The organism is Streptomyces sp. NPDC107454 (genome assembly GCF_055582885.1).
In genome coordinates, this window is the sequence record NZ_JBVJPA010000006.1 from 534,285 (window position 1) to 560,619 (window position 26,335).

Here is a 26,335-nt window from a genome sequence, read left to right on the forward strand (position 1 = left end):
AATGCATGGAATCGCCATAATCGTTCCCATGGTGCATCAGCAAAGGTCAGGGCCTCACCTGTCACCGTCCAGTGACACAGAAGACAGCGCGGGCATGTCGAGACTGCTCGCCCCACGCCTCGCGTACTTCGCCGGGGTCGCCCGCACGGAGCACGTCACACGCGCCGCGCAGGAGATGCGGGTCCCCCAGTCGACCCTGTCGCGCGCCATGGTCCGGCTCGAACAGGACCTGGGCGTCGACCTGTTCGCGCGCCGGGGCCGCACGGTCTCCCTCACCCCCGCGGGCCGTACGTTCCTCTCCTCCGTCGAGCGGGCCCTCGCCGAGATCGAGCGCGCCGCCGAGGAGGTGCGCGCGGACGCCGACCCGGCCACCGGCAAGGTCGCGTTCGGCTTCCTGCACACCATGGGCTCGGAGACCGTCCCCGGCCTGATCCGCGCGTTCCGCGCCGACCACCCCCGGGTCCGCTTCAGCCTCGTCCAGAACTACGGCGAGGCGATGCTGGAGGGACTGCGCTCGGGCGAGCTGGACCTGTGCCTCACCTCGCCGGTGCCGGACGCGCCCGACCTGGTGGGCCGTCTCCTCGACGAGCAGAAGCTACGGCTCGTCGTCCCGGCCGACCACCGCCTCGCCGCCCGCAAACGCATCCGCCTCGCCGAGGCCGCCGACGAGACCTTCGTGACCCTCGAACCCGGCTACGGCATGCGCCGCATCACCGACGACCTCTGCCAGGAGGCCGGCTTCAAGCCCCGCATCGCCTTCGAGGGCGAGGAGGCCGAGACCCTACGGGGCCTGGTGGCCGCCGGCCTCGGCGTCGCCCTCCTGCCCCCACCGGCCGTACCCCGCCCAGGGGTGGTCGAACTGACGGTCACGGCCCCGAGAGCGGTCCGCGAGATCGGAGTGGCATGGCTGGACGGCCACCCGGACACGCCACCGGTGGCGGCCTTCAAGAAATTCCTGCTGTCGAGGAGGGGGCACCTGCTACCGGACTGAGGGGCGTGCAGACGAAACACGACCTAGCGACGCAACGCCCGCCCGAAGCCGGAGGCGAGCGGCATCCGCAATCCCAACGGCGGCGGCGCGGCCAACGCGTCCTCCAGAGGGCGCGACACCCCGTGTCCGAACAACGCCCCCATCACGAAGTCCTGCGACAGCGCGTGCACTTCGGACCGGTACTGGTGCAACCCGTGCCCGTCGGAGTGGACCTCGAACCGGCAGATGTCCCGGTTGGACTTCTTCGCCCGTGCCGCGAGCCGGAAGGACAACTCCGGGTCGGTGCGCTCGTCGTTGGTGCCGTGCACGATCAGCACGCGCCGCCCGGCGAGCTGCTTCACCGGTTCGGGTGGCGCCGCCACGTCGTCCTCGGGCAGCCAGGGGGCGAGCGCCAGAACGGAGTTGACGGCGGTGTGCCCGGCCGCACGCAGCGCCGCCCGGCCTCCCATGCCCACACCGGCGAGACACACCGGCACGTCCCCGTAGCGGCGTACGACCTCGTCGGCGGCCCAGGAGGCGTCGTTCGCGAGATGCGCCTCGCTGCCGTTCCAGCCGCGGAAGCGGTAGTGCACGACGTGGGCGGCCAGGCCTTCCGTGTGTCCCGCGCGCATGAGCCTGCGGCCGAGCGCGCGTACGGAAGCGGTCGCCAACATCGGGGACGGTCTGCGCGCGGAGACCTCGTCGCCGCCCGGGAGCAGCAGAACCACTCCGCTGACGGCCGTCGGCTCCGGGCCGATCGTCCTCCCCAGCCGGGCCCTGCGAACCGGCGTCGCTTGCTGTGCCATGACAGAACAGTGTCAGAAGTGACGGTGTACGCCACCCGTCCGCCTGGTCACCGTTACATATCGACGGACGGCTCGACAGGAGATCTACGCGCGTAGGGGCTACAGTGCGAAAATGACGAGCCAGATCCAGAACACCCCGAGCTCGGAACAGATCCGCCGGGCGCCCAAGGTCCTGCTGCACGATCACCTCGACGGGGGCCTGCGCCCCGGGACGATCGTCGAACTCGCCCAGGAGACCGGCTACTCCGGGCTCCCCGAGACCGACCCCGACAAGCTCGGCGTCTGGTTCCGCGAGGCCGCCGACTCCGGGTCCCTGGAGCGGTACCTGGAGACCTTCGCCCACACCTGTGCCGTCATGCAGACGCGCGAGGCGCTGGTGCGGGTCGCCGCCGAGTGCGCCGAGGATCTCGCCGAGGACGGGGTCGTCTACGCCGAGGTGCGCTACGCGCCCGAGCAGCACCTGGAGTCCGGGCTCACCCTCGAAGAGGTCGTCGAGGCCGTCAACGAGGGCTTCCGTGAGGGCGAACGGCGTGCCCGGGAGAGCGGCCACCGCATCCGGGTGGGCGCCCTGCTCACCGCCATGCGGCACGCGGCCCGTGCCCTGGAGATCGCCGAACTGGCCAACCGCTACCGCGACCTGGGCGTGGTGGGCTTCGACATCGCCGGCGCCGAGGCGGGCTTCCCGCCCACCCGTCACCTCGACGCCTTCGAGTACCTCAAGCGCGAGAACAACCACTTCACCATCCACGCCGGCGAGGCCTTCGGGCTCCCCTCCATCTGGCAGGCGCTCCAGTGGTGCGGTGCGGACCGGCTCGGCCACGGTGTGCGGATCATCGACGACATCCAGGTCGCGGCGGACGGCTCGGTGAAGCTCGGACGGCTGGCCTCGTACGTCCGTGACAAGCGCGTCCCGCTGGAACTGTGCCCCAGCTCCAACCTCCAGACCGGCGCCGCCGACTCCTACGCGGAGCACCCGATCGGTCTGCTGCGGCGCCTGCACTTCCGGGCGACCGTGAACACGGACAACCGGCTCATGTCAGGGACGAGCATGTCGCGCGAATTCGAGCACCTGGTCGAGGCGTTCGGTTATTCGCTCGAAGATATGCAGTGGTTCTCTGTCAATGCTATGAAGTCAGCATTCATTCCTTTCGATGAACGACTGGCGATGATCAATGACGTGATCAAGCCTGGATATGCCGAACTCAAATCCGAATGGCTGTTCCAGCAGACCGCCTCCACCAGCGGTTCCCTGGGGGAACAGGGCTGATCGAAGGAGCGAAAAGCAGCCGGGTCTTCACTCGTTCTCCATGATTCGGCTGCTTTCTTATGTTTGCGGAGGGTGGCTCTGCGTGTTTACGTTTTTGGACCGCTCGCATCCCCGCCACACGGATCCAAGGACGCATTCAATATGAAGCAGTCTGCTGCCAAGACCCTCGGTGTCGCCGCTCTCGGTGCCGCATTCGCCGCCGTCGGCGCGGGCGCCGCGAACGCCGCCCCGGCCGTGCCGGACGCCTCCCAGGCGCTGGACACCGTTACCCGGACGCTGCCCGCGCAGAACGCCGCGGCGGCGCTCCCGGGTGCGGGAGAGGCGCTCACCCATGGGCAGGGCGCGCTCGGCGCGGGGGTGGCCGCGGCCCAGCCCGCCGTCGCGAAGGTCCTTGCCGACGGGCCGGCGGCGCCGGTGGCCGGGCTGCTCGGGGGGCTGCCGCTGAAGGGCCTGCCGACGCACGGTCTGCCGGTGAACGGTCTGCCGCTCGGCTGACGTCTTCCGCTTGTTTCGGTCTTTCGCCTGTACGAACGCCGGTGGGGCGCACCCTGATGGGGTGCGCCCCACCGGCATGTCATGCCGTGAGTCCGGCCGGGGGTCACCAGGCCGTGCGGGCCTTGTCCTCGGAGGGGAACAGGATCCACAGCGCTATGTAGAGCAGGAACTGCGGGCCCGGGAGCAGGCAGGAGAGAACGAAGATCACGCGCATCGTGGTCGCGGAGGTGCCGAAGCGCCGCGCCAGCGCTGCGCACACTCCGCCGATCATGCGGCCGTTGGTGGGGCGGGCAAGGGCGGTCATGATGGCTCCTTCGTGAACCGTGGCGGGATGCCGGGGTGTTGGGACATCGACGCCTTCTTCGGCGTCTTCATCGATGTCTCCGGCTTCGATGTCTTCAACGCTACGGTGACGAAGGGGGCGAAGCGTCGCTCTATGGGGCGATGCCGACCCTGGGAATCGTCGGGGTGCGACCCTGAGCCGTGTCCTCCCGGGGGAGGGCCGCGCGGCGCCGGGTCTCGGCCCGGCGGCGGAGCCCGACCCTGGCGGCCGGCACGATCGCGAGATGGGCCAGGGCGACGCCGACCGTGTTGAGCAGCAGGGAGTCGACGTCCACGACCTGGCCGGGAACGCCGGTCTGCAGCAGTTCGATGCCCATCGAGATCAGGGCGCCGGCGGCGACCGTGCGGACGAGAGAGCCGAGCGGGGACGCCGTCAGCTTGCCGCCGGCCATGGGGAGCAGGACGCCGAGCGGGGCGAGCAGGCCGAGGCCCTCGCCTATCCGGCGGGCGGCTTCCGCCGGGCCCAGCGCGAGATCGGCCCTGATGCCGGCGAACGGGCGGAGGTTGGCGGGGCTCACCCAAGGGACGTCCAGGGGACGCAGGGTGAGCCAGGCGACGAGCGCGAGATGTGCGACGAGGAGGAGAGCTCCTGCCGCACGGACGCGGGTCACGGCGCTGCCGCCGCCTTCGCCTTGACGTTGCACGACTCCCAAGACGCCGGGGTCGGCAGGATCGGTTCCGGGTTGTTGGTGAGCTTGGGGCTGAGGGGTGAGGGATGCGCCACACGTACGGTGCGGAGCGGGCACGGTTCGGCGTCCGTGGGCCGGTGGGGGCGGGTCGCGCAGCTCGCCGCGCCCCTGAAAGCCCGCACTCCGGCCGACGCCTTCAGCCCGTCCGGCGTCTGAGGGCGAGGAAACGGCGGCGCGAACGATTACGCGCCGGCGACCGTCGTGGACGGCGGGGACTTGGTGGTGGGGTTGGCCCGAACGTCGGTGGGGCACTCGTAGCTGCGCAACGGGGTGGCGTCGGGGCCGCCGAGGACGACCGAACCGTCGTCCCGCGCGGCGGCGGAGTCGGAGAAGGTGCAGACGATCTGGGCGAGGGCGGCGGAAGTCAGGTCCTGGGGAGGGGTGCTGAGGCGGAGCGCGTCCTCGGGGTCCTTGGGCCGGGGCCCGCTCACCGTCATCCCGCCCCGCACGTCGGTCGTGTAGCCGGCCTGCTGCTCGGGAGTGGAGGGTGTCTCGGCGAGCTCGTCGAGGAGCCCCTGCGCCACCAGGACCCGCCGCGCCCGCTCCGCCGTACCGTCGGGAATCCGCACGGACCGGTCGACCGTCACCAGTTGCCCGGAGCAGATCAGGAAGACCTGGACCGGGACGCCACGGGAGGACTGGGTGGTGATGTCCTGGCCGGACAGCGCGCACGGGACGCGGGACGGCGCCGGGCCGAAGTCCGTCGGGACCTGGGTGGAGCGGATACCGCAGCCCGCGAGCAGGACGGTGAGGAGGGGGAGCGAGAGGAGGGCGAGAGGCGTCCGTCGGCGCCCGCCCCGGCCTCGTACCAAGGTCGTCATCCGGCGCTGCCCTCCGTACCGTTCCCGTTCCGTCCGCGCTCGTCGTCGGCGAGCAGCTCCGACGCGTCCTGGGGGAGGCGGAGCGTGAAGACGGCGCCCCCCTTGGGCGCGTTGGCCGCGGTGATCTCGCCGCCGTGGATGTGCGCGTTCTCCAGGGCGATGGACAGGCCCAGACCGCTGCCCTCGGAGCGGGGGCGGGAGGCGCTCGCCTTGTAGAAGCGGTCGAAGACGTGCGGGAGGACGTCCTCGGGGATGCCCGGCCCGTGGTCCTGGACCTCGATGAGAAGGTCGTCGGCCTCTTCCCGGACCGAGACACGGACCGGGCTGCCGCCGTGCTTGAGCGCGTTGCCGATGAGGTTCGCGAGGATCACGTCCAGGCGACGCGGGTCGAGGCGCGCCATGATGCCGCGCTCGGCGTCCAGGTCGACGGCGTCCAGCCAGGCGCGCGCGTCTATGCACGCGGTGATCTGGTCGGCGATGTCCACGTAGTCGAGGACCAGCCGGGCGGTGCCCGCGTCGAAGCGGGTGACCTCCATGAGGTTCTCGACGAGGTCGTTGAGGCGGCGGGTCTCGCTGACGACCAGCCGGACGGCCGGTTCGATCATCGGGTCGACGCTGCCGGTCTCCGCGTCGAGTTCCTCTTCCAGGATCTCCGTCACGGCGGTGATCGCGGTGAGCGGCGTACGGAGTTCGTGGGACATGTCCGCCACGAAGCGGCGGGACGCCTCCTCACGGGCGCTCATGTCGTCCACGCGCTTCTCGAGGGACTCCGCGGTGTGGTTGAACGTACGGGAGAGGTCCGCGAGTTCGTCCGTACCCGAGACGCGCAGGCGGGTGTCGAGCTTGCCCTCGCCCAGACGGCGGGCCGCGATGCCGAGGCGGTGCACGGGCTTGAGGACCGTCGTCGCGGCGGCCTGGGCGAGCAGCGCCGAGCCGATCAGGGCCAGGCCGGTCGCGATGCCCAGTGACCAGGCCAGCGAGTTGAGGTCCTTGGCCTCGGGCTCCAGAGACTTGAGCATGTAGCCGGTCGTCGTCCCGCCGATCACCTTCGCGCCGCCCACCAGGTACGGCTTGTCGTGGTCGGTGATGCGCTGCCAGTACAGGTGATAGGCCGACTTGTTGTTCGAGGAGAGCGGCTGCTCCTTGTTCACGGCCTTCTGGAGGGACTTGGGTACGTCGTCCAGCGTGAAGGTGTCCAGCGCGGAGTTGCCGATGACCGTCTTGCCGTTGCCGTCCTGGGCGACGAGGAGCACGCTGAAGCGCTGGCTGCTGTTGGCCATCTGGCCCGCCGTGCGCTGCAGTTCGTCCTGCGCCGGGTGCACCGGCAGCATGCTCGCGTGGTTGCGCATCTCCTGCTGGAAGTCGCGCAGCACCGCGTCCTGCGTACGCGTCAGCACGGCCTCGCGGTTGAGCCAGTACGCGATGCCCGACGCCGACACGGCGGCCGTGAGCGCGACGAGTCCGAACACCACGACCAGCCGCAGTCTCAGGCTCGTGAAGCGCAGCCCCGCCAGGATCGCCCGGCGCGCCGCGGCCCAGCCGCGGAGCTCGTCGTGCGGTGGGGTCACTGAGGAGTGTCCAGTCGGTAGCCGACTCCGCGGACCGTACGGATCAGGGCGGGCGAGGACGGAACGTCCTCGATCTTCGCGCGCAGCCGCTGGACACACGCGTCCACCAGCCGCGAGTCGCCCAGGTAGTCGTGCTCCCACACCAGTCGTAGCAACTGCTGGCGGGACAGCGCCTGGCCGGGCCGGCGGCTCAGCTCCAGGAGCAGCCGCAGCTCGGTGGGCGTCAGCTGCAGATCCTCGCCGTTCTTGGTGACCGTCATGGCCGCACGGTCGATGACGAGGGAGCCGAACGTCGCCGAGTCGTTGGCCTCGCGCTCCCCGCGCCGCAGCACGGCCCTGATACGGGCGTCGAGCACCCGCCCCTGCACGGGCTTGACGACATAGTCGTCGGCGCCGGACTCGAGTCCGACCACGACGTCGATGTCGTCGCTGCGCGCGGTCAGCAGAATGATCGGCAGCTGGTCCGTGCGCCGGATGCGCCGGCACACCTCGAATCCGTCGATGCCGGGCAGCATCACGTCCAGCACGATCAGATCCGGCCGCTGCTCACGCAACAGTTTCAGACCGTCCTCGCCGGTGGCAGCGGTGGCCACCCGGTGTCCCTGGCGCGTCAAAGAGAGCTCCAGGGCCGTCCGGATGGCGTCGTCGTCCTCGATCAGCAACAGGGAAGGCACGAACGTCATTCTGGCCCATGGCGAGGGAGTCTTTCGACAGTTGGAGCGCTCCCACCCATCTCTCGCACAGAACGGAGCGCCCGAAGGGCATCCGCGTAGCCGTACCGCTCTCCTCTGTGACCGCGCTGTGATCGTTCCGTGACGCGCCTGGGGAGGGGCCCTGTGACAGGTCTGTGACAGTCGGCGGACACGGCCATGAAGTCGCCCGGGCAAGCTTTTCGACACAAGCAAGAGAGCACGACGGCAAGACGGCACCACAGCACGACGGAACGAACCGAAGAACCGGAACTCCACGACGGGGGGCGCGAGATGAACACGCTGCACAGCACCAGCACTAGCGCAGTTGTCACGCGGCTCCACGACGTCAGGGGTTCGGAGAAGTCCGGTGCCGTGAGCGGGCGGGGGTGCGCTCGCGGCACCGGGCGTCAGCACACCACGTACATGACGGTGGTTGACGCCTTCACGGGGGAGAACGGCGGTAACGGGGGAGCTCACGGGGGAGCCGCGTACAGGGAGGCCACGGGGGAACGTCGCTCGGTGTCGGAGGCGGAGTTCACCGCCTACGTCCAGGAGCGCCGCGCCTCCCTGTACGCAACCGCCTACCACCTGACCGGGGACCGCTTCGAGGCCGAGGACCTGCTGCAGAGCGCGCTGTTCTCGACGTACCGGGCCTGGGACCGGATCAGTGACAAGGCCGCGGTCGGAGGCTACCTCCGCCGCACCATGACCAATCTGCACATCAGCGCGTGGCGCCGCCGCAAGCTGAACGAGTACCCGACCGAGGAACTGCCGGAGACCGCCGGTGACACGGACGCGATGCGCGGCACCGAGCTGCGCGCCGTGCTGTGGCAGGCGCTGGCCCGGCTGCCCGAACTCCAGCGCACCATGCTGGTCCTTCGTTACTACGAGGGCCGCACGGACCCGGAGATCGCGGAGATCCTCGACATCAGTGTCGGCACGGTGAAGTCGAGCATCTGGCGGTCGCTGCGCCGGATGCGTGAGGACGAGGTCCTCAGCTTCGGCCGTGACGAGGAGGAGTCCTTCGGGGAGCTCGTCGCCTGAAGGTCTGTGGGGGGAGCAGGAAACCGGTGACACCGGTTGGTAACGGGGGAGCAGTACCGGGGGGAAAACCAACGGGGTCGGGGGACCCCTGAGGAGCACGGGGGAGCACGGGGGAAACGAGAAAAGGTCCGGGCGGACGGGGGGTTCGCCTGGGCCTCTTTTCGTGCGGTGGCCCCTTTCGGCGAGTGGCCTCTTCGCGTGTCTTCGCGCAGGGCCCCCGGTTACGCCGGCGTCGTGCAGCGTCCGGCGGCCGCCGCGGCCAGTCGGCCCAGGGCCTCGGCCTTGTCGCAGGGGTGGGCGCCCAGCGCGCTCTGCCGGGCCACGATCGAACGTTCGGTGCGCATCAGGCGCCAGCCGCGACGCAGCAGGAACGGGACCGACTTGCGGCCCTCCCGCAGATCCCGCAGGAAGCGGCGGCGGAACGTGGTCAGCGGGCCGCGCGACAGACACAGCGCGTCGGCCAGCATCCCCAGTTCACGGCAGCGCTCGACGATCTCGGCGGCGAAGATGCCCTCCGCGATGAACAGCGGCGTCCGCTCGATGTGCAGCGCCTCCGCGCCGGTACGGGCGCTCTGCGCGATGTCGTAGACGGGGACGGTCGTACGTCCCGTACGGCACAGCTCCTCGATCGCCGCGACCGCGATGTCCGCGTCCCACGACTGCGGATGGTCCCAGTCGATGTCGGAGCTGCCCTCGACCTGGGGGAGCGTCGGGTCGGTGGCCTCTTTGTAGAAGTCGTCGAGGCGGAGCACGGGAAGTCCGGAGTCGGCCGCGAGAAGGGACTTTCCAGAGCCGGAGGGGCCGCAGAGCAGCACCACACGGGTGGGTATCGGAGGATGGGAACCCAATTCTCTGTACCTTCTGTGACTCGGCCGGGCCACGCCGCGCTTCGGCAGGCCTCCGGAACATTATCCCGAAGGATTATCGCGGTTACGTCCGTATGTCTGTTGACCCGCACAGGGGAATCCGCCGCCATCGTCGCCCGGAACGGCATCAGGGTCAACTACTCTGCGTGCGAGCTCCGTTGCTCTCCGCTCGCATTCGTTACGTTCACCGAAGAGGACATCCGATGGCGCGACACGCACACCAGCAGACCCCCCTGGCCCGCACCACCACGCGCATCGCCGTCGCGCTCGGGGTGGTCGCCGCCGGTGCGGCCGCCGCGAGTCCGGCCGTCGCGGACACGGCCCCCGCCGTGGATCTGATGCGCACCCAGCCCACCTCGCTGGGCAACCTCGACCCGCAGTCGGGCCTCGGGGTCGTGACCGGCTCGGTGGGATACGTCACCGGTCCGATCGCGGGCCTCAAGCCCAACCCGCTCGCCGGCACGGGGGCCGACCCGCTCGACAACGGGGTCGGCGCCCAGCTCGCGGACTTCAAGCCGCTGACCTCGCAGGCCCTGACGGGGCCGCTGGCGCAGGCGCCGTCGGTAGGGAGCGTGCCGGTGGTGGGACGGGCGTTGGGGTTGCTGGGGGGTGCGTGAGTCACCGGGGGGTGCGTGAGCTTCCCCGTGGCCCCGTGCCCCGGGACGGGGCACGGGGGAACCACTCAGTAGGACGAGCCGGAGGCGCCGAGCGCGCCCGTCGGGTGCCAGACCGTCTTCGTCTCCAGGAAGGCCGTCAGGCGCTCGATGCCGGGCGTCCGTGAATAATCCACAGCCTGTGGACGGACGACCCGCTTCAGGTTGTCGGCCGCGGCGATCTCCAGCTCCTTCGCCAGTGCGTCGTCCGCGCCCGCGAGGTCGATCGCGTTGACATCCTGGTGCGCGGCGAGGGGAGCGGCGATCTCCGCCGTCTTGCCGGAGAGGACGTTGACGACACCGCCCGGCAGGTCGGACGTGGCCAGCACCTCGCCCAGCGACAGCGCCGGGAGCGGGGACTTCTCGCTCGCGATCACGATCACCGTGTTGCCGGTCGCGATCACCGGGGCGATCACGGAGACCAGGCCCAGGAAGGACGACTCCTGGGGCGCGAGGACGGTGACGACGCCCGTCGGCTCCGGGGTGGACAGGTTGAAGAAGGGACCCGCGACCGGGTTGCCGCCGCCCACCACCTGGGCGATCTTGTCGGTCCAGCCCGCGTACCAGACCCAGCGGTCGATCGCCGCGTCGACGACCGCGGCGGCCTTGGACTTCGACAGGCCCTCCGCGTCGGCGACCTCACGGACGAACTGGTCCTTGCGGCCCTCCAGCATCTCGGCGACGCGGTAGAGGATCTGACCGCGGTTGTACGCCGTCGCACCGGACCAGCCGCCGAACGCCTTACGGGCGGCGACCACCGCGTCACGGGCGTCCTTGCGGGAGGAGAGGGGCGCGTTGGCCAGCCACTTGCCCTTGGAGTCCGTCACCTCGTACACCCGGCCGCTCTCGGAACGCGGGAACTTCCCGCCCACGTACAGCTTGTAGGTCTTGAAGACGCTCAGTCGCTGCTGCTCGGTCTTGTCGGTCTTCTCAGACATCGAGGTACGCCTCCAGGCCGTGGCGACCGCCCTCGCGGCCGAAGCCCGACTCCTTGTAACCGCCGAACGGCGAGGTCGGGTCGAACTTGTTGAACGTGTTGGACCAGATGACGCCCGCGCGCAGCTTGCTCGCGACGGCGAGGATCCGGGAGCCCTTCTCGGTCCAGATGCCGGCGGAGAGGCCGTACTGGGAGTTGTTGGCCTTGGCGACGGCCTCGTCGGGGGTCCGGAAGGTGAGGACGGACAGGACAGGGCCGAAGATCTCGTCGCGCGCGATGGTGTGCGCCTGGGTGACGTTCGTGAAGAGCGTCGGGGCGAACCAGTAGCCGGAGGAGGGGAGTTCACAGGCCGGGGACCAGCGCTCGGCGCCCTCGGCCTCGCCCTGCTCGACGAGCGAGGTGATACGGGACAGCTGCTCGGCGGAGTTGATCGCGCCGATGTCCGTGTTCTTGTCCAGGGGGTCGCCGAGGCGGAGGGTGGACAGGCGGCGCTTGAGCGAGTCCAGCAGCTCGTCGTGGATCGACTCCTGGACGAGGAGACGCGAGCCCGCGCAGCAGACCTGGCCCTGGTTGAAGAAGATGCCGGTGACGACGCCCTCGACGGCCTGGTCGATGGGGGCGTCGTCGAAGACGATGTTCGCGCCCTTGCCGCCGAGTTCGAGGGTGACCTTCTTGTCCGTGCCCGCGACCTGGCGGGCGATCGCCTTGCCGACGGCGGTGGAGCCGGTGAAGGCCACCTTGTTCACGTCGGGGTGCTCGACGAGCGCGGCGCCCGCGTCGCCGTATCCCGGAAGGATGTTGACGACGCCCTTGGGCAGGCCCGCCTGGCGGCAGATGTCCGCGAAGAACAGGGCGGACAGGGGGGTCGTCTCGGCGGGCTTGAGGACGACGGTGTTGCCGGTCGCCAGCGCCGGGGCGATCTTCCACGCCAGCATCAGGAGGGGGAAGTTCCAGGGGATGACCTGGCCCGCGACGCCCAAGGGGCGGGGGTTCGCGCCGAAGCCGGCGTGGTCGAGCTTGTCGGCCCAGCCCGCGTAGTAGAAGAAGTGCGCGGCGACCAGGGGGAGGTCGGCGTCGCGGGTCTCCTTGATCGGCTTGCCGTTGTCGAGGGTCTCCAGGACGGCGAGCTCGCGGCTGCGCTCCTGGATGATCCGGGCGATGCGGAAGAGGTACTTGGCGCGCTCGGAGCCCGGCAGGGCCGACCACTTCTCGAAGGCCCTGCGGGCGGCCTTCACCGCGCGGTCCACGTCCTCCGCGCCCGCCTGGGCGACCTCGGACAGGACCTCTTCAGTGGAGGGGGAGACGGTCTTGAAGACCTTGCCGTCCGCCGCCTCGGTGAACTCGCCGTCGATGAACAGGCCGTAGGAGGGCGCGATGTCGACGACGGAGCGGGACTCGGGCGCCGGTGCGTACTCGAAAGCGGATGCGGATGCGGATGCCATGGTGATCAGTCCACCGTCACGTAGTCGGGGCCGGAGTAGCGGCCGGTGGCCAGCTTCTGACGCTGCATCAGCAGGTCGTTCAGGAGCGAGGACGCGCCGAAGCGGAACCAGTGGTTGTCCAGCCAGTCCGCGCCCGCGGTCTCGTTCACCAGGACCAGGAACTTGATGGCGTCCTTGGTGGTGCGGATGCCGCCGGCGGGCTTCACGCCGACCTGGACGCCGGTCTGGGCGCGGAAGTCACGGACCGCCTCCAGCATCAGGAGCGTGTTCGCCGGGGTCGCGTTGACGGCGACCTTGCCGGTCGAGGTCTTGATGAAGTCCGCGCCGGCCAGCATGCCGAGCCAGCTCGCGCGGCGGATGTTGTCGTACGTCGAGAGCTCGCCGGTCTCGAAGATGACCTTCAGGCGGGCGCTGGTCCCACAGGCCTCCTTCACAGCGGTGATCTCGTCGTACACCTTCATGTACTTGCCCGCGAGGAACGCCCCGCGGTCGATGACCATGTCGATCTCGTCGGCACCGGCGGCGACCGCGTCGCGGACGTCGGCGAGCTTCACGTCGAGGGCGGCGCGGCCGGCCGGGAAGGCGGTGGCGACCGAGGCGACCTTCACGCCGGAGCCGGCGACGGCGTCCTTGGCGGTGGCCACCATGTCGGGGTACACGCAGACGGCAGCGGTCGTGGGCGTCGTACGGTCCGTGGGGTCGGGGTGGACCGCCTTGGCGCCGAGCGCCCGGACCTTGCCGGGGGTGTCCGCGCCTTCCAGCGTCGTCAGGTCGACCATCGAGATGGCGAGGTCGATGGCGTACGCCTTCGCGGTCGTCTTGATGGAACGGGTGCCGAGCGAGGCGGCGCGCGCCTCCAGGCCGACCGTGTCGACGCCGGGGAGCCCGTGGAGGAAGCGGCGCAGCGTGCTGTCCGACGCGGTTACGTCGCCGAGTGCGGGTGCAGAGGTGGGCATGGTCACGAGCTGAGCATATCTACGCGCGTAGCGGCTGTACAGCCCCAGGGGTGCGTGTGGGGGAGCGCACGCCCGGGCGGTTCCCGCCGGAGGGCTCGCCCTTGAACGCCGGGGGTGCCGAGGCTTTCAGGGGCGCGGGGAACTGCGCGACCGGTCCCCATCCGCCCGCAGCCGGGCGACCAGGAGCGGCGGGGGATTCGGGGCGCAGCCCCGTCCGGGTGCGGGAACCGTGCGATCAGTTCTCGTCGGCCCGTCGGCCCGTCGGCCCGCGGGCAAGGCACTCGGCCCGGACGGGGTTCGGGGCGCGGCCCCGTGCCCAGGGGCGCGGGGAACTGCGTGATCAGCCCTCCTCCACCCGCAGACGAACGAATCCCCGCCCGCCCGTGGCGACGCGGCGGCGTGGGGCGGGGGTGACGGAAGTGTTCAGAGGGCGTCGGGCAGAATCGGAGGCATGACGACCCCGGATGACCAGCCACCCGTGCCGGACGCCTCGCGACCCGAGTCGCAGGACCGGATCTACCGGTCGCACGCCGGTATCGCGGGCGGCGTACTGCTGCTCGGCATCACGGGCTGGCTCGGCATCGACGCGCTGGTCTCCGGTCACGGCCGCACCCCCTGGCTGGCACTCGCCGCGCTGATTCTCCTGGTCCCGTTGGTGGCCGCCTTCACCCTGCGCCCCGCCGTCTACGCCAACGAGGACCGGCTGCGCGTCCGTAACCCGTTCCGTGTCGTCGTGCTGCCCTGGAGCAAGGTCGGCTCACTGCGCTCCGGGTACTCCAACGAGGTGGTCGACGCCGACGGCAACAAGTTCCAGCTCTGGGCGATCCCCGTCTCCCTGCGCGCCCGCAAGGCCGCGGCCCGACGGCAGGCGCGCAACGCCGCCGCGGACAGCAGCGGGCGCACCTCCTCGGTGGCGAGCGGGCCCACCCGTTCGCACTCCGACCAGGTCATGGACGACCTGCGCGAACTCGCCGAGGCCCGGGCGGCCTCGGAGGGCGCGCAGGGCGAGGTGAGCGTGCGGTGGGCGTACGAGGTCATGGGTCCCGCGCTCGCGGGGGCCGTGGTCCTGGCGATCCTGCTGGCGGTGGGGTGACGCCAGGGCGGTGCGGGGGCGGACCGGTGTCCGTCGTCGCGCGGGGCGGACCCTGACCCGTCGAGGTGTTGGGCGTCAGGCCGGCCCGTGTTCCGGGTCCCGTTCGACGCCCGGTCGCCCGTGTTTCCGGTTCGGTACGCCGTCATGCCGCTCGTGTCCCCGGGTTCCGTACGCGGTCAGGCCCCCCGCGCCCCGGGTTCCGTACGCGGTCAGGCCCCCCGCGCCCGGGTTCCGTACGCGGTCAGGCCCCCCGCGCCCGGGTTCCGTACGCGGTCAGGCCGCCCGTGATCCGGCCCTGTACGCGGTCAGGTCGCTCGTGTTCCGGTCCCGTACGCAGTAAGGCCGCTCGTGTTCCCGGCCCCGCACGACGTCATACCGCCCCCGCCCCCCGGTCCCGCACACCGTCAGGCCCCCGCGCCCCCGGCCCCGTACGGCGCCGGGTCGCCCGTGAGGGGCCCGGCGCCGTTTGCTCGGGGGTCAGCGCACCACGTCGACGAAGGTGCCCGTCGACACCGCGGACGCCGTGTCGGCCGTGCCGGCGTAGGACCAGCGGTAGGAGCCGTCGGTGTAGGCGCGGACGGTGGTGGAGAGGGTGCCGCCGGCCGTGGTCGGCACGGTCTTGAGCGTGCAGTACGTGCTGCTGCCCTTCGGGCGGAACTGCAGGCTCACGGGCCGGCCGGCCTCGGCGCCGACGGACGTGCCGGTCGCCCAGTCCGCGTTGCGCACGCCGCCCGTGACGGTGAGGACGCGGCCCCGCTTCACCGGCTTGGGGGTGGCGTCGACGGTCACCTGACTGTCGCGCAGCACGCTGACGGTGGCGGCGCTGTCCAGGAACACGGCGTCGCTGTCGGGAGCGATCGCGTAGGCGCTGAGGTGCCAGTCGCCGGCCAGCGAGTTGTCGGCCGGGGCGGTGCCGGGGGTCAGGGTGAAGGTCAGGGTGCAGGTGGTCGTGGTGGCGACCGTCGGACCGCAGGCAGCCGTCGAGGCCACGGTGCTGTCCGGGGTGCCGAAGGGGCCGTGGTAGAGCGTGGCGTTGACCTGCTGGAGACCGGACGGGTCGGTCGCGGTGACCTCGGCGGTGACGGTTCTCGCGCCGGTGCCGACGACGACGGGGTTGCCGTCGTTGACGACCACGCTGGTGATGTCGGTGTCGCCGAACCTCTCGTCCGCGTGCGCGGCCGGAACGGTGAGGGCGGACAGGGCGACGACGCCACACGCAGCGGCGACAGCTGAACTCATACGCATGCGAATTCCCCAATGTGAATGCCGCGGCCTGTCAATTTCACACCGGCAGGCCCGAATTGACGTGTGCAGCGTACTCGTTGCCATGGGATTTCGGAACGTTTGTATGAGGGCCGAGTGAAGTCGCTGATTTCCCGCCGAAGGGAATGCGCGCGAATATCGAGTGTGCCGTTTCCGTGGAAAGCCGAAGGGGAAATTCGGTTCAAATTTCAGCGGACCTGGAGGCCACCTACGTGTACCGCCCCTCTTCGTGGCGGGCCGGGAGGGCGGGCGTCCCGGGGGCGGCACCCCGCCGGCGCGTCGGGGAGTTCGCCCACTCTTGAGGTGGCCTGTTGGTCAACTGTATGAACGAGGGGCAACCTTCGCGTGAAATGTGTTTCACGTGTGGATCAAGTTTCTCTTTAGTCTCACTAATCTGCGTGTGCCGCATGACCGACGAATCCGCGTCGACTCATGCGGCTTCCTGATATGGGGATACAGGAGTGGGGATGGATGGCGGCAAGAATGGGGGGCGCGGCCGTACCGGGCACGCGCTGCCAAATAGATATAGGTGCAGATGGCACTTACTCGTGGCGGCTCACTGCCACGAACGGGCGGGTGATCGCCGTGGCCGCGAGGACGTACCGGAACTACGGCGAGTGCCGCGCCGCGTTCGAGCGCTTGTGTGCCGACATCGGGAAATTACCCGGCGCGGTGCATCACACCGCGGAAGGCAGTGGATGGGTCTGGCGGCTGCGTGACGGCACCGGCGGTGCCGTGGCCGTGTCCTCGCGTGCCTACGAGCGGCACTCGACGTGCCAGGCCGCCTATGAACGTTTCCGGGCTCTTCTGGCCGAGCTCGGGTCGGGTGGGGTGATTCCGTGGGACGACGCCGAGTGAGGGGACGACGCCGAGCGACGGGACGACCCCGAGCGAGCGGACGGGGCTGACGGCTCGACCATGAAGGTGAGGGGCCGGGGTGCGCCACAAGAGCGCACCCCGGCCCCTCACGCGTTCTTCTGTCGCCGCGTTCACGTCAACATCGGAAGTTGCCCCTCGGGGGCGTCTCGTTCACGTTCGTGTGTGCGTGCGTCCATCACGCGTCAGGAGTGTCGTCCCATGTGACAACGCGAATGTTTGAGCGAGCTGTGGCCCCGGCGGACGACCCGCCGAGACGCCTGCACCCCGATCGGGGGCTGCCCGACCGCGTGTTCAGGGGCGTCCTGCGCGGCGGCGGCGGGCTGGTCCTCGCGATCATGCTCCTGGTCGGCGGCTTCCTGACGTACCGGGCCTGGCAGGCGCTGTCGGTCGCGAAGTGGGACTTCGTCACCACCGAGGCGTGGGAGCCCGAAGGCGGGCACTTCGGCATCGCGGCCGTGCTCGTCGGAACGGTGCTGATCGCCATGGTCGCCATCGTGTTCGCCGTACCGCTGGCACTCGGCACCGCGCTCTACATCTCCGAGTACGCGCCGCCGCGGATCCGCCAGACCCTCATCAGCGTCGTGGACCTGATGGCGGCCGTGCCGTCGGTCGTCTACGGCCTGTGGGGCCTGTTCTTCTTCCAGGGGCACGTGGTCACGGTGTCCCGCTGGATCTCGACCTACTTCGGCTGGATCCCCCTCTTCAAGGTCGACGGCGCCGATCCGAAGGACCCCCTCGCCACCGCGACGGTCTACACCTCGTCCACCTTCATCGCGGGCATGGTCGTGTCCCTGATGGTCGCGCCGATCATCTGCTCGGTGGTGCGGGAGGTCTTCTCGCAGGCTCCGGTCGGCGAGCGGGAGGGCGCGTACGCGCTCGGCGCCAACCGCTGGGGCATGATCCGCAGCGTCGTCCTGCCCTTCGGCAAGGGCGGCATGATCGGCGGCACCATGCTGGGCCTGGGCCGGGCACTCGGCGAGACCATCGCCGTGTACCTGATCATCTCGCCGGTGTTCGTGATCCAGCCGCACATCCTGCAGAACGGCACCAGCTCGGTCTCGTCCCTGATCGCCCTGCGCTACGGCGAGGCGAGCCCCATGGGCATGTCGGCGCTGATGGCCGCAGGCCTCGCGCTCTTCCTGATGACCCTCGTGGTCAACTTCGCCGCTTCGTCGATCGTCGCCCGCAGCCGTTCCGGCGCGACGAGCGACTCCTGAGGAGACCGAGCCCGATGACCGTCACCGCTCCACAGAGCCCGCCCGGCGACCAGGGGCAGGGGGCCGATCCGAGCCCCGCGGGGGCGCCGAAAGCGCCGTCCCCGGCCCTGGCCACGCACCTGCCCGGACGCCGGCCAGGCGGGAGTTCAACGCGCGGAGACTCGCGCCGGAACCTCTCCACGCTGCGCGCCACCGACGTGTACGCCATGGTCGGCGCCGGTGCCGCGTCCCTCGCCCTCACCTGGCTGATCTTCGACCGGCTGCTGCCCTTCAACGGCGCCCTGGGCTTCGTCGTCATCGCCTACGCGCTCTTCATCGGCCTGTACGCGCTGCTGGTCTCCTTCGACGAGGACGGTCCCGCGGTCCGTGACCGGGTGGCCGCCGCGATCGTCCAGAGCCTCGGCCTGGTGATGCTGACCGTGCTGGCCTTCGTGGTCGTCTACACCCTCTACGAGGGGCGCGAGGCGCTGCCGCACCTGAACTTCTACACCGAGTCGATGGCCGACGCGGGTCCGCTGGAGCCCCTCAGCGTCGGCGGCATCGCGCACGCCATCGTCGGCACGCTGTGGCAGATCTCCATCGCCCTGGTCATCTGCATACCGACCGGGCTGGTGTGCGCGGTCTTCCTCAACGAGGTCCCGGGCGCCTTCAGCCGGTTCGTCCGCACCATCGTCGAAGCGATGACAGCGTTGCCATCCATCGTGGCGGGCCTGTTCATCTACGCGACCTTCATCCTGAGCCTCGGTTTCGGCCAGTCCGGCCTCGCCGCCGGGCTCGCGATCTCCGTGATGATGCTGCCGATCATCATCCGCGCGGCGGACGTGGTGATCCGACTGGTCCCCGGCACGCTGCGCGAGGCGTCCTACGCGCTCGGCACCTCACGGTGGCGCACGGTCTGGCACGTGGTGCTCCCCACCTCGCGGTCCGGGCTGACCACGGCGGTCATCCTGGGCACCGCGCGCGGTGTGGGCGAGACCTCGCCGGTCCTGCTGACCGCCGGTTTCACCCAGGAGCTCAACACCAACCCGCTCCACGACCCGATGGTGTCGCTGCCGCTGGCGGCCTTCAAGCTCGTCGAGTCCCCCGAGCCCGCCTACATCGCCCGCGGCTTCGGCACCGCGGCGGTGCTTCTGGTGCTGGTGCTCGTCCTGTTCGTCGCGGCCCGCGTCGTCGGTGGCCGTGGGCCGGGCAAGCTGACCCGCCGCCAGGAACACCGCCGGGTCAGGGCGTCCCGCCGTGACGCGCAGCGCTTCGACGTGTACGCAACCGCCGGCCGGCCGTCGGCCGGCCCCGCCTCGACCAGTCCCGCATCGACGAGGAGCACCCCGTGATATCCGCACCCGTCCGTCGTCCGCGCAGCGTGCGCGTGTACCAGGCGCTGGCGCTGGTCGTCGCACTGGTCTGCGCGCTCATGGCCGTACATCCGCCAGGTGCCTTCGCGGTCACCTACGTGAAGATCAGTGGCTCCGGCTCGACATGGAGCGCCAACGCCATCGAGCAGTGGCGACGCAACGTACGCCAGCAGGGCATGACCGTGAACTACGCGTCGGTGGGCTCGTCGGTGGGACGTACCCAGTTCGCGAACGGCACATCCGACTTCGGTGTGTCCGAGATCCCCTACGGCCTCAAGGAGTTCGGCACGACCGACACTCCGCCGCAGCGCAAGTACGCCTACATGCCGATCGTGGCCGGCGGTACGTCGTTCATGTACAACCTGAGGATCGGCGGCAACCGGGTCACCAACCTGCGGCTGTCCGGTGAGGTCCTCAGCAAGATCTTCACCGGCAAGCTCACGATGTGGAACGCGCCGGAGATCAAGGCCGACAACCCCAAGCTGGCCCTCCCCGCCCGCCGTATCGTCCCGGTCATCCGCTCCGACGGCTCCGGCACCACCGCGCAGTTCACCCTGTGGATGTCCAAGCAGTACGGCAGCCTGTGGGACGACTACTGCCGTCGGGCGGGCAAGCCCACGCCCTGTGGTCTGACCTCGTACTTCCCGAACATCCCGGGCTCGGGCTTCGTCGCCCAGTCCGGCTCGCTCGGCGTCGCGGGCTACACCAAGCAGCCCCAGGCCGAGGGCGCCATCACCTACGTCGAGTACTCCTACGCCAGGAACGCGGGCTTCCCGGTCGTCAAGGTCCTCAACAAGTCCGGGTACTACGTCGAGCCGACCGCCTCCAGTGTGGCCGTCGCCCTGACCCAGGCGCAGATCAACAACGACTCGCGGTCCGCGAACTACCTCACCCAGAACCTGGACGGGGTCTACACGTACGGCGACCGGCGCACCTACCCGCTGTCCAGCTACAGCTACATGATCGTCCCGACCAAGGAGGAGATGGGGTTCACCAAGGCCAAGGGCGCCACGCTGAGCGCGTTCGACAACTACTTCCTCTGTGAGGGCCAGCAACTGGCCGACCGGCTCGGCTACTCGCCGCTGCCGATCAACCTCGTGCAGGCGGCCATGGAGCAGGTGCGCAAGATCCCCGGCGCCGTGACGGACAGCATCAACATCAAGAACTGCAACAACCCGACGTTCTCCAGCAGCGGGAAGAACCTCCTGGCCCAGAACGCCCCGTATCCCGCGGCGTGCGACAAGCAGGGTTCGGACCAGTGCGCCACCGGCACCGGCGGCGCCAAGCAGAACACCTCGCCGAGCGGCTCCGGTACGTCCGGCGGCAGTTCGGGCTCGGGCGGCTCCGGCACGTCCGGCGGCTCGGGCACGTCCGGCGGTTCCGGTTCGACGGGCGGCTCGGGCGCGACGGGAACGGCCGGTACCACCACCGGCGGCAGCGGTACGGCGGGCAGCACCGGCGGTACGGGCGGGACGACGGGAGGCAGCGTCGTCGACCCCGACACCGGCCAGGTGCTCAACGGCAACGGAGGCACCGGCGACACCTCGGTCGCCGCCAGTCCGGTCTCCCTCGGCGTCGGCGACGCCCTCGGTCTGCGCACCGCGCTGATGGCACTGTCGGCCGTGCTCCTGATCGGCGTGGTCGTCGGGCCACCCCTGATCGGGCGCATGATGTCCAGCCGCGCCCGCCGCAAGGGGGGTGTGGCATGACCGCCATCACCGCCGTGCCCCGGTCCCGGCGGCGTGTCGTCGCCGCCGTGAGCGCGCTGCTGGCCGCGCTGATCCTGGCCCTGCTCCCGCTGCCGTCCGCCACCCCGTCCGCCGCCGCGGCGGACGGCACGGGGGAGGACTCCGCGGTCACGGTGACGGGGAAGCAGGGCAAGTACGACGACTTCTCCAAGCTGAAGGTGACCGTCCACCAGACGAAGAACCTGCGGTCGCAGGGCGTGCGGGTCACCTGGCAAGGCGGGGCGCCGACGATCGACGGGCAGAACGCCGCCGTCAACTTCCTGCAGATCATGCAGTGCTGGGGCGATGATCCGGCCGGGCCCGACCGTGATCAGTGCGTCTTCGGCGGCGACGGCTCGATACTCGGGGCCGGAAACGGCCGGCTGGTCGGCACCGATCCGGGGGAGACCCAGTACCCCGGTGGCTTCGTCCCGTTCCGCCCGGTCGGTGACCTGCCCCCCACCAAGTCCTCCCACGACTTCACCTACTTCGGTCCGCTGGACACCAACGAGCAGCGGTTCGCCAGAACCTATGCCGACGGCACGGGCGAGGTGACCTTCGAGGCGCAGGACGGCATCCAGGCGTCCCACCTGGGCTGCGGCATGAACACGGCGCCCGCCGCGAGTGACCCCGTTCCGCGGCACTGCTGGCTGGTCGTCGTCCCGCGCGGCACGCACGACGCGGACGGCACCGAGATCACCAAACCGAACCAGTCGGGCAACTCACTGCAGAGCTCGCCGCTGTCCGCGACGAACTGGGCTCAGCGGATGGTCGTCCGGCTGGACTTCCAGCCGGTCGACGCGTTCTGTCCGGAGGGCCAGCCGGAGCTGCCCACGGTCGGCTCCGAACTGATGACGGACGCCGTCACTTCCTGGCAGCCGAAGCTGTGCTCGTCCACGGGGAGCACGTTCGCCTTCACGCAGGGCGGCGAGGAGGAGGCCAGGGGCCAGGTCCTGAGCACATCGGCCGACGCGCCCCTGCTGGGCTTCACCGTCGACCCGGTCGCCCAGCCGGCAGACGGAGCCAAGGTCGTGCACGCGCCGGTGGCGGTGTCCGGACTCGCGATCGCCTTCTTCATAGAAGGTCCGTCCGGCGTGGTACAGGGAATGAAACTGAACCCGCGGCTCGTCGCGAAGATGCTCACTCACTCCTATGTGGAAGACGTGACGCTGGGCGCCACCCCTGATTATCTGAAAGGGAACAGTGCTTCTCTCGTCGAGGATCCGGAATTCAGGGAATTGAATCCAGGATTCCCCCAGCTGAGCAATCACCAGCTGAGGAGCCTCATGGTCCCGCTGCAGTCCTCCGACATGACGCGGATCGTCTGGAACTGGCTCCAGTCGGACACGGACGCCCGGGGCTTCCTCTCCGGGACGAAGGACCGGTGGGGGATGCGGGTGAATCGCTATTTCCAGGACCTGAAGCTGGCGGAGAACACCACGCTGACCGACTACCCCAAGGTGGACCCGACGACGACGCCGGCCCTCGGCAACGGGACACCCCCTCTCAGCTACGCGATCACCGACCTGGACCCGTACACGGCCGACCTGCACGACGGGGCCGTACGAACCCGCCGGGGCAACAACACCCGCACCATCCAGTGGCAGTCGGGGGACACCGCCCAGTCGCCGGCCAAGCTCATCAACGACGCGCCCATGTCGGGCCAGCGTGCCGTGATGGCGATCGTCGACGCCGCGTCGGCGGAGCGTTACGGGTTGACGACCGCGGCCCTGCGCAACGCGGACGGCAACTTCGTGAAGCCCTCGGCCGCCACACTCGCGGCCGACGTCGCGACCATGCGGCCCTCGTCCGCGGACGCCTCGGTGCTCAAGCCCGACCCGGCGCGCGCCAAGGGGCAGGCGTATCCGCTGACGGCGGTCGCCTACGCCGCGGCCTCGCTGAACCAGGACGCGAAGGCCCGCAAGGCGTATGCCCAGTTCATCAGGTACGTCGCGGGATCGGGCCAGACGCCCGGCGTGTCGGCGGGCCAGCTGCCCTTCGGCTACGCGCCGTTGCCTGCCCAGCAGCGTCTGCAGGCCCGGACCGCCGCCGACGCCCTGGAGCGCGGCGAGGCCGTGACCAGCCCCCCGTCCGACGAGTCGAACCAGGGTGCCTCGGGAGGGCTCGGATCCGGAGCCGGCACCGGAGGAACCTCCTCCGGCGGGGGGACCGGCGGAGCGTCCGCGGGCGGCGCGGGGGGCGGTGCCACCCCCTCGGCCTCGGACTCCGCCGCAGCCGTGAACAGCTCCGCGCCACCCTCCTCGGGGCCGCAGCAGAATGTCGCGGAAGCCAAGGCGGGATTTACCCCCGGAGAGATCCTGGGAGTTATTCGCTGGATTCTTCTCGTCGTCCTGTTCCTGGGTGGAGCGGCAGGACTTTCGGGTCCGATAATGCTGCATTTCGCGCAGCGTCGGACTCCCTAGGAGACACCTAGGAAGCCTGCCCGTAACCTTTCTCTCACGGGGAATTGGTTGGTCACCGCGCGGAAATCCTGGAATTGTTTGCGGTGGCCGACCGACGGGCCGGCAGGAAAAAGATCCGGATTTTGCTTGAACGGCCAGCCTTCGAAATCCAGAAAACAAGGGGTTCAGAAGTGAACGTCAAGTCTCGCGCCAAGGTCGGCGCTGCTTTCGGTGTCGCGGCTCTCGGTCTCGGCATCCTGGCCTCCCCCGCTTCGGCGGACCCGAGCCCGGTCACTGACTACCGTCAGCTGGCTGGTGTCGGTTCGGACACCACGCAGTACGTCATGAACGGCATCGGCGACGCCGTCACGAACGCGGGCGGCAAGATCGTCGCGTCGTGGAACGCCACCGGCACCGCCACCGTGAAGACCAAGGCGACCGGCTGTGACACCGTCGCCCGCCCGGACGGTTCCTCGGCCGGTATCAACGCGCTGAACGCCGACATCACCGCCGGCACCCACTGCATCGACTTCGCCCGCTCCTCGCGTGGCCCGGTGGACACCACCACCACGGACCTCACGTGGATCCCGTACGCCAAGGACGGTGTGACCTACGCCACCGACCTGGGCAGCACGCTGCCGACGAACCTGACGAAGGCGCAGTTGGCCGCGATCTACCAGTGCAACTCCACCGAGTTCCCGAACGCGCAGCCGCTGCTGCCGCAGTCCGGCTCCGGTACCCGGACCTTCTGGCTGTCGGCCATCGGCATCACCGAGGCGCAGGTCGGCTCCTGCGTCAACGGCACCATCCAGGAGCACAACGGCGAGGCGATCGCCAACGGCAACCAGCTCATGCCGTACTCGATCGCCCAGTGGATCGCCCAGGGCAAGGGCCTCTCCGACGTCCCGAACCGTCGCGGTGAGTCGCGTCTGCGCAGCATCAACAGCCTGGCCCCCACCACGGGCACGGGCTCCGCGATCGCGCTGAACACGGCCTTCGACCCCGGCTTCCTCCGTGACGTCTACAACGTCGTCCCGACCGCCAACCTCTCCGACTCCGTCATCGCGCAGACCTTCGTCGGTACGGGCTCCAAGGTCTGCACCGCCACCTCCACGATCGCGACCTACGGCTTCGGCGCCGCGTCCAACTGCGGCGACAGCACCACCGCGTCCCTCAAGGGCGAGCGCTGATCCGTGATCGTCTGCTGATCCTCGCGTGACGGCCGGGCACCCTCCAGGTGCCCGGCCCCACGCGCTGTCGTCCGTCAACGTCGTCCGTCAACGTCATCCGTCAACCGTCCCCCGGGGGGCATCGCCGTGACAGTGCCACAACCATTCCGAAGAGCGGCCGCGATCGTGGCCGCCTGTGCCTTACTCGCCCTGGGCCTCGTGGCCCTGGCCATGTCCCAGTCCCAGCCTGCCCGGGCGGCGTCCGTCGGCGAGTTCACCATGACGCCCACCGGCGGCAAGCTGAGTGACCCGCAGCCCATCGCCGGTTCGATCGCGATCCCCGGCGCGTGTCCCGCCGCCACCATCGAAGACCTCAACTGGAACAGCGTCCTCGCCCTGTACGTCGTCAAGGCCGACGGCACCGAGGTGAAGGCGCTCAACGGGATCACCAGCAAGGCCCCCTACACCGCGGCGACCTCGGCGGTCTCGCTGGTCGCGGCGGACAACCCGGGGATGGTGGTCAGCAGCCTGTCGAACGCCATCACGGGCGACGGCACCTACGAGTTGCGCCTGCGCTGCGTGGACAACTACGACTGGGCCGTTCCGCCCGACTCGATCGTGCCGGGCGACCCGTACTGGACCCAGAAGATCACCGTCACCGGCGACAACTGGGTGGTCGGCGAAGGCGCGGAGGCCACCCAGGTCGCCCTGACCGCCGCCCCTGCGGTGGTCGCGCCCAGCGAGGAGACCACGCTCACCGCGGCGGTGTCGCCCGCGGCGGCGGCCGGCACCGTCACCTTCCTGGAGGGCGCGACCACGCTGGGCCAGGCCACGGTCGCAGGCGGCAAGGCCGAGTTCAAGACGTCGACGCTGGCCGAGGGGAGCCACAGCATCACGGCCCGCTTCACTCCGGGGAACTCCGCCGAGTGGGGAGCCTCGGAATCGGCGCCCTCCGAGGTGACCGTGCAGCTGCCGAGGTACGAGATGCGCGACGCCGCGGGGAAGCTGCTGGCCTACAACCCCGAGTTGCAGCGCGGCCAGACCGTGAAGGTCCTCATCCGCGGCTGCCAGCCGAGCGCGACGTACTCGATGACCATGTTCCACAACGACGCCACCTTCCCCGCCGCCACGGCCGACGCGAGCGGAACGGTGACCTGGCCCACTCTGAAGGTGCCGGACGACGCCGTGGCAGGCGCGAGCAACTGGGACTACAGCCCGGACTGCACGGGCGGCAAGAACCCGGTGCCCGCAGTGGACTTCACCGTCCCCGAGCCGTCCTCCGAGTCCCCGTCGCCGAGCCCGACCGGCTCCTCGACGGACAATCCCTCCGACGAGCCCACGGACGGTTCCAGCAGTGAACCGACCGACGGCTCTTCGGGCGACTCGTCCGGCACCACGTCCGGCACCACCACCTCCGGCGGCAGCGGCACCGGCGGCGCCTCCACCTCCGGCGGGACCTCGCCCACCGGGGGCCTCGCCTCCACCGGCAGCCAGATCGCGCTGTTCTCCGGACTCGGAGCCGTCATCCTCGTCACGGCCGGCGTTCTCGCCGTGCGGTACGGCCGCCGCGAGGGGCTGCTGAAGTTCGGCGACCCCCGCTCGTAGCGGCTCGGGAGCACGGGCGGCGGGGCCCCCACCCCGCCGCCCGCGCCTTCGTATCTCCACCACACACCTCTGCACAGGAG

24 protein-coding genes are annotated in these 26,335 nt (G+C 70.1%); 13 read left to right on the top strand and 11 right to left on the bottom strand.

All coding sequences use genetic code 11. From position 1 onward, the window contains the following. The first annotated feature begins 28 nt into the window (after positions 1-28). Positions 29-991, top strand: coding sequence for a LysR family transcriptional regulator (locus tag ACZ69M_RS18105; RefSeq protein WP_351702310.1), 963 nt, complete (start codon positions 29-31; stop codon positions 989-991). 23 nt (positions 992-1,014) lie between these two features. Here ACZ69M_RS18105 and ACZ69M_RS18110 read toward each other — a convergent pair whose 3' ends face one another. Next, entirely contained in the window at positions 1,015-1,776 is a 762-nt protein-coding gene (locus tag ACZ69M_RS18110) for a dienelactone hydrolase family protein (RefSeq protein WP_470050888.1), read from the bottom strand. A 112-nt stretch (positions 1,777-1,888) separates the two neighbouring features. Between ACZ69M_RS18110 and ACZ69M_RS18115 the strand changes: the two genes are divergently transcribed. Further along, entirely contained in the window at positions 1,889-3,043 is a 1,155-nt protein-coding gene (locus ACZ69M_RS18115) for an adenosine deaminase (RefSeq protein ID WP_470050890.1), read from the top strand. 141 nt (positions 3,044-3,184) lie between these two features. Beyond that, complete coding sequence (locus ACZ69M_RS18120) at positions 3,185-3,538, top strand: ATP-binding protein (RefSeq protein WP_470050892.1); 354 nt, start codon at positions 3,185-3,187, stop codon at positions 3,536-3,538. A gap of 103 nt (positions 3,539-3,641) precedes the next feature. Here the strand turns inward: ACZ69M_RS18120 and ACZ69M_RS18125 are convergent, their stop codons facing one another. The 5 genes from ACZ69M_RS18125 to afsQ1 form a co-directional block, all read right to left on the bottom strand. Further along, positions 3,642-3,842: a PspC domain-containing protein gene (locus tag ACZ69M_RS18125; protein ID WP_054233643.1), complete on the bottom strand. Its 201-nt coding sequence runs from the start codon at positions 3,840-3,842 to the stop codon at positions 3,642-3,644. A 130-nt stretch (positions 3,843-3,972) separates the two neighbouring features. Beyond that, positions 3,973-4,524, bottom strand: a complete 552-nt coding sequence (locus tag ACZ69M_RS18130) for a VanZ family protein (protein ID WP_470050894.1) — start codon at positions 4,522-4,524, stop codon at positions 3,973-3,975. A gap of 227 nt (positions 4,525-4,751) precedes the next feature. Next, positions 4,752-5,390, bottom strand: a complete 639-nt coding sequence (locus ACZ69M_RS18135) for a hypothetical protein (protein WP_470050896.1) — start codon at positions 5,388-5,390, stop codon at positions 4,752-4,754. Then, the gene (locus tag ACZ69M_RS18140; protein ID WP_470050898.1) at positions 5,387-6,958 is read right to left on the bottom strand and encodes an ATP-binding protein; all 1,572 of its coding nucleotides are present in this window, start codon (positions 6,956-6,958) and stop codon (positions 5,387-5,389) included. Before ACZ69M_RS18140 ends, ACZ69M_RS18135 begins: the two co-directional genes overlap by 4 nt. Further along, the gene (gene afsQ1 / locus ACZ69M_RS18145; protein WP_352049150.1) at positions 6,955-7,632 is read right to left on the bottom strand and encodes a two-component system response regulator AfsQ1; all 678 of its coding nucleotides are present in this window, start codon (positions 7,630-7,632) and stop codon (positions 6,955-6,957) included. Before afsQ1 ends, ACZ69M_RS18140 begins: the two co-directional genes overlap by 4 nt. Before the next feature lie 309 nt (positions 7,633-7,941). Here afsQ1 and ACZ69M_RS18150 point away from each other — a divergent pair, with 309 nt between their 5' ends. Continuing rightward, positions 7,942-8,694: a SigE family RNA polymerase sigma factor gene (locus ACZ69M_RS18150; RefSeq protein ID WP_075028321.1), complete on the top strand. Its 753-nt coding sequence runs from the start codon at positions 7,942-7,944 to the stop codon at positions 8,692-8,694. 221 nt (positions 8,695-8,915) lie between these two features. Here the strand turns inward: ACZ69M_RS18150 and ACZ69M_RS18155 are convergent, their stop codons facing one another. Next, on the bottom strand, positions 8,916-9,542 hold the full coding sequence (locus tag ACZ69M_RS18155) for a uridine kinase family protein (protein ID WP_403689825.1): 627 nt from the start codon (positions 9,540-9,542) through the stop codon (positions 8,916-8,918). A 221-nt stretch (positions 9,543-9,763) separates the two neighbouring features. On the opposite strand from ACZ69M_RS18155, the gene ACZ69M_RS18160 reads away from it, so the two are divergent. After that, positions 9,764-10,177 (top strand): hypothetical protein, encoded by a 414-nt coding sequence (locus tag ACZ69M_RS18160; RefSeq protein ID WP_470050900.1) that lies wholly within the window; start codon positions 9,764-9,766, stop codon positions 10,175-10,177. Between the two features lie 65 nt (positions 10,178-10,242). Here ACZ69M_RS18160 and ACZ69M_RS18165 read toward each other — a convergent pair whose 3' ends face one another. The 3 genes from ACZ69M_RS18165 to deoC are packed head-to-tail and all read right to left on the bottom strand — an operon-like array spanning position 10,243 to position 13,548. Beyond that, a complete protein-coding gene (locus ACZ69M_RS18165; protein WP_470050902.1) occupies positions 10,243-11,151 on the bottom strand; it encodes an aldehyde dehydrogenase family protein in 909 nt (302 codons plus the stop codon). Continuing rightward, positions 11,144-12,592 (bottom strand): aldehyde dehydrogenase family protein, encoded by a 1,449-nt coding sequence (locus ACZ69M_RS18170; RefSeq protein WP_099920961.1) that lies wholly within the window; start codon positions 12,590-12,592, stop codon positions 11,144-11,146. Before ACZ69M_RS18170 ends, ACZ69M_RS18165 begins: the two co-directional genes overlap by 8 nt. 5 nt (positions 12,593-12,597) lie before the next feature. After that, positions 12,598-13,548 carry a deoxyribose-phosphate aldolase gene (gene deoC, locus ACZ69M_RS18175; RefSeq protein WP_470050983.1) on the bottom strand — a complete coding sequence of 317 codons (951 nt, stop codon included), beginning with the start codon at positions 13,546-13,548 and terminating at the stop codon, positions 12,598-12,600. 451 nt (positions 13,549-13,999) lie between these two features. On the opposite strand from deoC, the gene ACZ69M_RS18180 reads away from it, so the two are divergent. Continuing rightward, the gene (locus ACZ69M_RS18180; RefSeq protein WP_470050904.1) at positions 14,000-14,641 is read left to right on the top strand and encodes a PH domain-containing protein; all 642 of its coding nucleotides are present in this window, start codon (positions 14,000-14,002) and stop codon (positions 14,639-14,641) included. A 477-nt stretch (positions 14,642-15,118) separates the two neighbouring features. On the opposite strand, the gene ACZ69M_RS18185 is transcribed toward ACZ69M_RS18180, so the two are convergent. Beyond that, the gene (locus ACZ69M_RS18185; protein ID WP_470050906.1) at positions 15,119-15,880 is read right to left on the bottom strand and encodes a calcium-binding protein; all 762 of its coding nucleotides are present in this window, start codon (positions 15,878-15,880) and stop codon (positions 15,119-15,121) included. A 600-nt stretch (positions 15,881-16,480) separates the two neighbouring features. On the opposite strand from ACZ69M_RS18185, the gene ACZ69M_RS18190 reads away from it, so the two are divergent. From ACZ69M_RS18190 to ACZ69M_RS18220, 7 genes are all read left to right on the top strand, one after another. After that, positions 16,481-16,762 (top strand): hypothetical protein, encoded by a 282-nt coding sequence (locus tag ACZ69M_RS18190; RefSeq protein WP_352049157.1) that lies wholly within the window; start codon positions 16,481-16,483, stop codon positions 16,760-16,762. Between the two features lie 233 nt (positions 16,763-16,995). Further along, positions 16,996-18,000, top strand: coding sequence for a phosphate ABC transporter permease subunit PstC (gene pstC, locus ACZ69M_RS18195; protein ID WP_470050908.1), 1,005 nt, complete (start codon positions 16,996-16,998; stop codon positions 17,998-18,000). 14 nt (positions 18,001-18,014) lie between these two features. Continuing rightward, on the top strand, positions 18,015-19,331 hold the full coding sequence (gene pstA, locus ACZ69M_RS18200; RefSeq protein ID WP_470050910.1) for a phosphate ABC transporter permease PstA: 1,317 nt from the start codon (positions 18,015-18,017) through the stop codon (positions 19,329-19,331). Continuing rightward, positions 19,328-21,061 carry a phosphate ABC transporter substrate-binding protein PstS gene (gene pstS / locus ACZ69M_RS18205; RefSeq protein ID WP_470050912.1) on the top strand — a complete coding sequence of 578 codons (1,734 nt, stop codon included), beginning with the start codon at positions 19,328-19,330 and terminating at the stop codon, positions 21,059-21,061. The genes pstA and pstS overlap by 4 nt, the downstream gene beginning before the upstream one ends. Continuing rightward, positions 21,058-23,502, top strand: coding sequence for a hypothetical protein (locus tag ACZ69M_RS18210; protein ID WP_470050914.1), 2,445 nt, complete (start codon positions 21,058-21,060; stop codon positions 23,500-23,502). The genes pstS and ACZ69M_RS18210 overlap by 4 nt, the downstream gene beginning before the upstream one ends. 170 nt (positions 23,503-23,672) lie before the next feature. Continuing rightward, positions 23,673-24,671, top strand: a complete 999-nt coding sequence (locus ACZ69M_RS18215) for a hypothetical protein (RefSeq protein ID WP_470050916.1) — start codon at positions 23,673-23,675, stop codon at positions 24,669-24,671. A 165-nt stretch (positions 24,672-24,836) separates the two neighbouring features. After that, on the top strand, positions 24,837-26,255 hold the full coding sequence (locus tag ACZ69M_RS18220; RefSeq protein ID WP_470050918.1) for an Ig-like domain-containing protein: 1,419 nt from the start codon (positions 24,837-24,839) through the stop codon (positions 26,253-26,255). Positions 26,256-26,335: the final 80 nt, after the last annotated feature.

Coding starts and splice junctions, on each gene's coding strand:
- ACZ69M_RS18105 (WP_351702310.1), top strand. CDS start 29: ATGGTGCATCAGCAAAGGTCAGGGCCTCACCTGTCACCGTCCAGTGAC.
- ACZ69M_RS18110 (WP_470050888.1), bottom strand. CDS start 1,776: ATGGCACAGCAAGCGACGCCGGTTCGCAGGGCCCGGCTGGGGAGGACG.
- ACZ69M_RS18115 (WP_470050890.1), top strand. CDS start 1,889: ATGACGAGCCAGATCCAGAACACCCCGAGCTCGGAACAGATCCGCCGG.
- ACZ69M_RS18120 (WP_470050892.1), top strand. CDS start 3,185: ATGAAGCAGTCTGCTGCCAAGACCCTCGGTGTCGCCGCTCTCGGTGCC.
- ACZ69M_RS18125 (WP_054233643.1), bottom strand. CDS start 3,842: ATGACCGCCCTTGCCCGCCCCACCAACGGCCGCATGATCGGCGGAGTG.
- ACZ69M_RS18135 (WP_470050896.1), bottom strand. CDS start 5,390: ATGACGACCTTGGTACGAGGCCGGGGCGGGCGCCGACGGACGCCTCTC.
- ACZ69M_RS18150 (WP_075028321.1), top strand. CDS start 7,942: ATGAACACGCTGCACAGCACCAGCACTAGCGCAGTTGTCACGCGGCTC.
- ACZ69M_RS18160 (WP_470050900.1), top strand. CDS start 9,764: ATGGCGCGACACGCACACCAGCAGACCCCCCTGGCCCGCACCACCACG.
- ACZ69M_RS18165 (WP_470050902.1), bottom strand. CDS start 11,151: ATGTCTGAGAAGACCGACAAGACCGAGCAGCAGCGACTGAGCGTCTTC.
- ACZ69M_RS18170 (WP_099920961.1), bottom strand. CDS start 12,592: ATGGCATCCGCATCCGCATCCGCTTTCGAGTACGCACCGGCGCCCGAG.
- deoC (WP_470050983.1), bottom strand. CDS start 13,548: ATGCCCACCTCTGCACCCGCACTCGGCGACGTAACCGCGTCGGACAGC.
- ACZ69M_RS18180 (WP_470050904.1), top strand. CDS start 14,000: ATGACGACCCCGGATGACCAGCCACCCGTGCCGGACGCCTCGCGACCC.
- ACZ69M_RS18185 (WP_470050906.1), bottom strand. CDS start 15,880: ATGAGTTCAGCTGTCGCCGCTGCGTGTGGCGTCGTCGCCCTGTCCGCC.
- pstC (WP_470050908.1), top strand. CDS start 16,996: ATGTTTGAGCGAGCTGTGGCCCCGGCGGACGACCCGCCGAGACGCCTG.
- pstA (WP_470050910.1), top strand. CDS start 18,015: ATGACCGTCACCGCTCCACAGAGCCCGCCCGGCGACCAGGGGCAGGGG.
- ACZ69M_RS18210 (WP_470050914.1), top strand. CDS start 21,058: ATGACCGCCATCACCGCCGTGCCCCGGTCCCGGCGGCGTGTCGTCGCC.